Below are 3,115 nucleotides of genomic sequence, written 5' to 3'. Positions count from 1 at the left end.
CCCACAGAGATTTCCAGTGAACACAAAGTTTGTGAACACCAAACAAACCTGTGGGAGCTGGCTTGCCAGCGATGAACGATGACGCGGTACTGGATCAGCGCTCGCTACGCAACATTTCCTTCGGCACATACTTGCCGATCTCGAACTTGCCGATTGCCGCGCGGTGCACTTCGTCCGGGCCGTCGGCCAGGCGCAGGGTGCGTTGCATGGCGTACATGTAGGCCAGCGGGAAATCGTTGGAGACCCCGGCCCCGCCATGGATCTGGATCGCCCGGTCGATCACCCGCAGCGCGACGTTTGGCGCGACAACCTTGATCTGCGCGATCTCGCTTCTGGCAACCTTGTTACCCACGGTGTCCATCATGTACGCCGCTTTCAGGGTCAGCAGGCGCGCCATGTCGATTTCCATCCGCGAATCGGCGATCTTGTCGACGTTACCGCCCAGACGCGCCAGCGGTTTGCCGAATGCAGTGCGACTCACCGAACGTTTGCACATCAATTCCAGTGCGCGCTCGGCCATGCCGATCGAACGCATGCAGTGGTGAATGCGGCCCGGGCCAAGGCGACCCTGAGCGATTTCGAAGCCTCTTCCCTCACCGAGCAGGACGTTTTCGTACGGCACGCGCACGTTGTCGAACAGCACCTCGGCGTGGCCGTGCGGTGCATCGTCGTAACCGAACACCGGCAGCGGACGGACGATTTTCACCCCGGGGGTGTCGACCGGTACGAGAATCATCGAGTGCTGGGCATGGCGCGGTGCGTCGGGGTTACTCAGGCCCATGAAGATCAGGATCTTGCAACGTGGATCGCAAGCGCCGGAGGTCCACCACTTCTTGCCGTTGATCACCCACTCGTCACCATCACGCACAGCGCGGGCGGCCATGTTGGTGGCGTCGGACGAGGCCACGTCCGGTTCGGTCATGGCGAACGCCGAGCGGATTTCGCCGCGCAGCAGCGGTTCGAGCCAGCGCTGTTTCTGTTCTTCGTTGGCGTAGCGCACCAGTACTTCCATGTTGCCGGTGTCCGGTGCCGAGCAGTTGAACGGCTCTGGCCCGAGCAGCGAACGGCCCATGATTTCGGCCAGCGGTGCGTATTCCAGGTTGGTCAGCCCGGCGCCGAATTCCGACTCCGGCAGAAACAGGTTCCACAGACCTTCGGCTTTAGCCTTGGCTTTGAGTTCTTCCATGATCGCGGTCGGCTGCCAGCGATCGCCCTCGGCAACCTGGCGTTCGAACACGGCTTCGGCCGGGTAAACGTAAGTGTCCATGAACGCGGTCACGCGCTCACGCAGTTCTTGCACCTTGGGCGAATAAGCGAAATCCATGAGCAATTACCTTCTATGGGCAGAGGTTGTTCAGATCATGCAATCGATGCTAGAACAGCGTTGATAATTTACCTAGCCTATTCTCGGCGTGTATAAACATTCATCACCGATATATGATCCGCTGATCGTCAGCCCCTAGAACAAGAGAAGCCGCGTTATGAATCTGAGTAAGGTCGACCTCAACCTTTTCATCGTCTTCGACGCGATCTACACCGAAGCCAATCTGACCCGCGCCGGGCAGATTGTCGGCATCACCCAGCCGGCGGTGTCCAACGCACTGGCGCGGTTGCGCGAAACCTTCAATGACCCGCTGTTCGTGCGCACCGCGCAGGGCATGGTGCCGACGCCGATGGCGCAGAACATCATCGGCCCGGTGCGCAACGCGCTGTCGCTGCTGCGGGTGTCGGTGCAGGAGAGCCGGATTTTCAACCCGGCGCAGGCGGTGAAGACTTACCGCATCAGCATGACCGACCTCACTGAGGCGGTGATTCTGCCGCCGCTGTTCCAGCGTTTGCGGCGTCTGGCGCCGACGGTGATCATCGAGAGCTTCCTGTCCAAACGCCGTGAGACCACCAAGGAACTGGCGGCCGGACGCCTGGATTTTGCCGTCGATGCGCCACTCAATACCGATCCGCAAGTGCGCCACGTCAAGCTGATGGAAGACCGTTACGTCTGTGCGATGCGCAAGGGCCATCCGCTGGCGGGCAAGGAAAAACTCAGCCTCGACGACTACCTGTCGCTGACGCATATCCACATCTCCAGCCGCCGCAGCGGTCTGGGCTATGTCGATCTGTCCCTGGGGAAAATGGGCATTCAGCGCAAGATCGCCCTGCGCTCGCAGCATTATTTGATGGCATCGCAGGTCATGCAGCAGACCGATATGGTCATGACCGTGCCCGAGCGTTTTGCCCGGCGCAACGATTTGCATGCGTTCAACCTTCCAGTCAACGACGTGCCGCCGGTGGAGACTCACCTTTACTGGCATGAGAGCACCGACCAGGACCCAGCCAACCGTTGGATGCGTGAGCAGATCATCGAGTTGTGCCAGCAAGTGGCGGCGCAGGAGAAGAAGCTCGATAAGGTGTAAGGCTGGCTACCGCGTTTTCGTTCTTCGCGAGCAGGCTCGCTCCCACAGTTGATCGCGTTCCATCTGAAGAAACACGACCGAATGTGGAAGCGAGCCTGCTCGCGAAGAGGCCAGCACTGGCGCCACACATTTTGAACCTTGACGTAAACGTCAACTCGCCATTAGCTTAGCGCCAAGACCTTCTTTCGAGCGCTTTCATGAGCAGCCAGACTTACAGCATTTCCGACCTCGCCCGCGAGCTGGACATCACCACCCGGGCGATCCGCTTTTATGAAGAGCAAGGCCTGCTAAGCCCTGAGCGCCGTGGCCAGGAACGCATCTATTCACCACGCGACAAGGTCAGCCTGAAGCTGATCCTGCGCGGCAAGCGCATTGGTTTCTCGCTCGCCGAATGCCGCGAGTTGATCGAACTTTACGACCCCTCCAGCGGTAACACCAAACAGCTCAACAGCATGCTGGCGAAAATCAGCGAGCGCCGGGCACAGCTCGAGCAGCAGTTACTCGACATCGAACAGATGAAGCTGGAACTCGACACCGCGGAAGAACGCTGCGTGCAGGCGTTGGAACAGACGCTCAAGGGCCAGCAATCAGTTCAGTAATCCAAATAAATCCCTTGTGGGAGCGAGCCTGCTCGCGAATGCACCAGGTCAATCACCAAAGATGTTGAAATGACAGATCGCTCGCGTGCAGGCTCGCTCCCACAG

The 3,115-nt window shown here is 59.4% G+C and carries 3 protein-coding genes; 2 read left to right on the top strand and 1 reads right to left on the bottom strand.

Features of this window, described 5'->3' with window-relative positions; genetic code table 11:
• Positions 1–94 precede the first annotated feature (94 nt).
• Complete coding sequence (locus tag HT737_RS25755) at positions 95–1,324, bottom strand: acyl-CoA dehydrogenase (protein ID WP_182404262.1); 1,230 nt, start codon at positions 1,322–1,324, stop codon at positions 95–97.
• 157 nt (positions 1,325–1,481) lie between these two features.
• Here HT737_RS25755 and HT737_RS25750 point away from each other — a divergent pair, with 157 nt between their 5' ends.
• Positions 1,482–2,411 carry a LysR family transcriptional regulator gene (locus HT737_RS25750; protein WP_041075049.1) on the top strand — a complete coding sequence of 310 codons (930 nt, stop codon included), beginning with the start codon at positions 1,482–1,484 and terminating at the stop codon, positions 2,409–2,411.
• A gap of 197 nt (positions 2,412–2,608) precedes the next feature.
• Positions 2,609–3,010: a MerR family DNA-binding transcriptional regulator gene (locus HT737_RS25745; RefSeq protein WP_047291666.1), complete on the top strand. Its 402-nt coding sequence runs from the start codon at positions 2,609–2,611 to the stop codon at positions 3,008–3,010.
• Positions 3,011–3,115: the final 105 nt, after the last annotated feature.

Source organism: Pseudomonas sp. MD195_PC81_125, assembly GCF_014060985.1.
Taxonomy (GTDB): Bacteria; Pseudomonadota; Gammaproteobacteria; order Pseudomonadales; family Pseudomonadaceae; genus Aquipseudomonas; species Aquipseudomonas parakoreensis.
Note: the sequence above shows the minus strand (reverse complement) of the source record. Positions and strands in the feature narration are given on the sequence as shown.